The following is a 3,653-nucleotide window of genomic DNA, read 5'->3' on the forward strand; positions in this document are numbered from 1 at the left end:
CATGGTCCTGATCAGATACTGAGTTACGTTCCACTTTTGTTCCTCTTGCCATAATACTTATTTTTAAAGGTTTACATCATAACAATCTTCAAGTTCATTGGTTTTGAAAAACAGCTTAGACTCCCATTTCAAGATAACTGAAAAGTTATTGCAATTTAAATAAGATGTCCTATGTCCATCAATTCTTTCCTTCATCACTTCCTCACCCGTACGCATCGCCTTATCGAGGCACCTCGCATATGCAGAAAATAATCCATCAATAGCATTGTAAGCATCTATAACATGTAAACACTTTGAGCCGATCAGAATGATATCATCCTTTAATGCAGGCGAAGCTATTAATGTTCACTCTTTTGTACATGTTGAATCAATTGTTAGCGTTTAACTCCCCCATGGGATTTACAGATAATACGGAAAGTTACAAACCTTTTCTTGAGGTGGAGGGTTTTATGATAAAGACTATTTATGGAAAAGCAGGAAATGCAAGCAGAATATGCCGAATTCAACGATCTGGTCAATATGAGTGTTGGAGCGCTTGGACACTGGCTCAAGACAGCGGAATCCAAATCAGTTGGCTGGGACAGCGGTGACGGAGAAAGCATCGGGCATAAGTCGGGGGAGAAAATTATAAAGATTTTAACTAAGAAAAAGTCAGAACTTACAGACAGTGATTATAAGCATATGCAAAAGGTAAATGGATATATCAAAAGACACCTGGCCCAAAAGCCAGAAGGGGAACTATCAGATACCCGCTGGCATTATTCGTTGAAAAACTGGGGACATGATTACCACAACAAATAATTTCGTGTGCCATTATGATCTTACTCTAAATACAGTACCAGATTTGCTGTTCATATCCCGGTTAGCCCGAAAGGTGACCTCTCCTCCACGAATCAGAATGGACAGCAGCGCAGAAGAAAGAATCTGATTTTCAAGTCTATTAGTGGCAGCACTGATCGCAGGGTTTACAGTGGGCGCCTCGACTGGAGTTTTGTTTGCGCCATATAAAGGCGGAGAAACACAGGATCGATTGTCTCGTGCATTGGATGACTTAAAGATCGGATCATAGACAGCGCCATGCATGGAATTGAGAGGCCTACTGCCTTCAGAGAAGAAGAAGAAAAAGTAAAAGACAAATTTTCGGAGTGAAAGAAGAGGAAACAGAGGAAGTTTTTGAGAAAACGGCTGAAGCTTAATTTTAACTTATGACAGGTTTATTTGATGAAATATTAGACATTTTGAAAGCTGCTCGAGTAAACATCGAGCAGCGGCTGGAACTTTTAAAGTACCGTTCACTCATATTTGTTTCAAAGTTGGCGGCCAATCTAATCACAAATATCATTATGTCAATATGTATTTTACTGGCTTTTTTGTTTGGAACAGTAACTTTGGGTTTTTTCTTTTCAGATCTACTTAATAGCTATCCAGCGGGCTTTGGTAGTCTGACTATGCTGTATTTGATCATCGCTATCGGTGTATTTTCCAAAAGAATATCTTTTATTGAAAGAATGTTAATTAATATTTCTATTCGAAAACTCCTGCACAAATACCTGGATGATGAGCGCAAAAAATAAAAACATAGACAGTTTACAGGCTCTGGAGACCTACAATGCTGAACTTGAAAAAAATATTTTTTTAGGAGAAGCTAAAATTAAGTCAGCTGGACGAAACCTGGTGGAAAAACGTCCGATAGAATTTACAAAGACGATCCTGAAGACCGGGGTTGATAAAAGGCTCGAACAGATAAAAGATCCTCGAAGAAAACTTTTGCCAGACCTTGCCGCATCTATGCTACGAAACACAGTTCTGAGAAAAGCAGGATTTATCAACCGATGGCTTATATCCCTTTCGGCACGATACCTCATTAAAAATGCGCTACAGCCAAAAAACACCGTTCCGCTAACTAAGATCGTCAGTCCAAGCCCAACCCAATCGCCTTTACAACCTACCTTCCTTAGCCACAATGATATTGCTCATGATAAAAACAATTCCAAAGCGGATATTGGTAAACACGGAAAACTGAGCATAAAAGGAATCTTGGGGGTGTTAAAAGTTTCCTTTACAGGTTTTGGAGATCATAAAATCACTAAAATGAGTGGATCGTTGGCATACTATACGGTTTTTTCAATGGGTCCATTACTGGTGGTAATTATCGCGTTATGCGCTATATTCATGGAAAAAGAGGCTGCTCAGGGAAAGATATTTGATCAGTTAAAGGGGTTTTTGGGATCTGAAACTGCTATGCAACTCCAGGAAATGATCAAGAGCGCTGGGATTGGAGACAAGGGGAGCATTGCATTTATTATTGGCCTCGGGACCCTGCTTATCGGAGCCACAAGTATTTTTGCAGACATTCAGGATTCGATCAATACCATATGGGGAATAAAACCCAAACCCAAAAGAGGCTGGCTAAAGATGCTACAAAACCGGTTCCTCTCCTTTTCGGTGATCATTTCACTAGGTTTTTTGTTATTGGTATCCCTTGCCGTAACAGCTGTTTTAGATGGTTTCAGTGACAGGCTGCAGACCCGGTTTGAAGACGTATCCGTAATTTTTTTTTATATCCTGAACACGGGAATAACCCTGATAGTGATTTCCTCAATCTTTGGGGTAATATTCAAAGTCCTTCCAGATGCTAATATCAAATGGAAGGATGTAATCTCCGGGGCATTGGTAACCGCCGTCCTATTTATGATCGGAAAATTTGCCATATCTGTATATATCTCCAAAAGTGATATTGGTGGCACGTATGGGGCAGCTGGTTCCCTTATTATATTATTACTCTGGACGTATTATTCCTCTATCATATTATATTTTGGCGCGGAGTTTACAAAGGCTTATGCAATTGCTTATGGGTCAGAGATTCATCCCAATCATTACGCGGTAACCATTAAAGAGGTTGAGGTAGAACAGGACAACAGTTCGGTACAAGAAATTGACAGCAGAACATGAGCTTAGGCAGCGTGCTAGTCATTCGTATCATCTCAAATTCTTCGGACCAGCTAATCTGTTTTATCGCACCAAATCGTTCGCACTTTTATAGAACGTTTGACGTTCTCGATTTCTAATCTTCAGCTTTTTCCCTTTTTAAGTGGACAAGCCGATTTATTTGACGCCATTTCACCAATCTTTAACTATTTGTAAGCTATTGATCAACACGTTTTAGCGAGAAAAATATTTTTGGCTCGAAGGTGTCAATTGGGTTTGGTTTATCTAGTTAAATTTACTTTCCAATTGACAACCTTCACTTAGAAAAAGTAAACGCATATCCGAAAAATGAAACAAGAGATTTTTATTTTATTCCCTTATCTATCCCCGCAATTATCCCTAATTGTCCAGGACGGTAAATCTAATTTAAAAGTCCTCAGATTAATTCTCGAGAATGAATCCCATATGGTCACAGGGCCTTCAACTGGGTAAGATTTTCTTCTAGACGATTTTAAAGTCGAACCCGACATTACCTTTGCTGATGTTATGCTTGGAGACTATTACGGAATTCCACTAAGTAATAGGCGAAGAACAAATTGACTTTTTAAAGGAAGACCATACTATCTCAGACCAGTAGGAAAATTTGATGAGGCTTCAAAGTCATTTGTTACGGCTGGATTTATTAGTAAGCCATATAACATAACTGACATCTTAGCTGTAATATC

4 protein-coding genes are annotated in these 3,653 nt (G+C 39.2%); all 4 read left to right on the top strand.

Annotated elements, in window-relative coordinates; genetic code table 11:
• The first annotated feature begins 465 nt into the window (after positions 1-465).
• Complete coding sequence (locus tag ON09_RS23115; RefSeq protein WP_010603443.1) at positions 466-801, top strand: DUF3140 domain-containing protein; 336 nt, start codon at positions 466-468, stop codon at positions 799-801.
• A gap of 142 nt (positions 802-943) precedes the next feature.
• Positions 944-1,069 carry a YtxH domain-containing protein gene (locus tag ON09_RS26945; RefSeq protein WP_083838049.1) on the top strand — a complete coding sequence of 42 codons (126 nt, stop codon included), beginning with the start codon at positions 944-946 and terminating at the stop codon, positions 1,067-1,069.
• A 136-nt stretch (positions 1,070-1,205) separates the two neighbouring features.
• Complete coding sequence (locus ON09_RS23120; protein ID WP_010603444.1) at positions 1,206-1,574, top strand: hypothetical protein; 369 nt, start codon at positions 1,206-1,208, stop codon at positions 1,572-1,574.
• Positions 1,555-2,952, top strand: coding sequence for a YihY/virulence factor BrkB family protein (locus ON09_RS23125; RefSeq protein ID WP_238533793.1), 1,398 nt, complete (start codon positions 1,555-1,557; stop codon positions 2,950-2,952). Before ON09_RS23120 ends, ON09_RS23125 begins: the two co-directional genes overlap by 20 nt.
• Positions 2,953-3,653: the final 701 nt, after the last annotated feature.

The organism is Pedobacter agri PB92, from assembly GCF_000258495.1.
Taxonomy (GTDB): domain Bacteria; phylum Bacteroidota; class Bacteroidia; order Sphingobacteriales; family Sphingobacteriaceae; genus Pedobacter; species Pedobacter agri.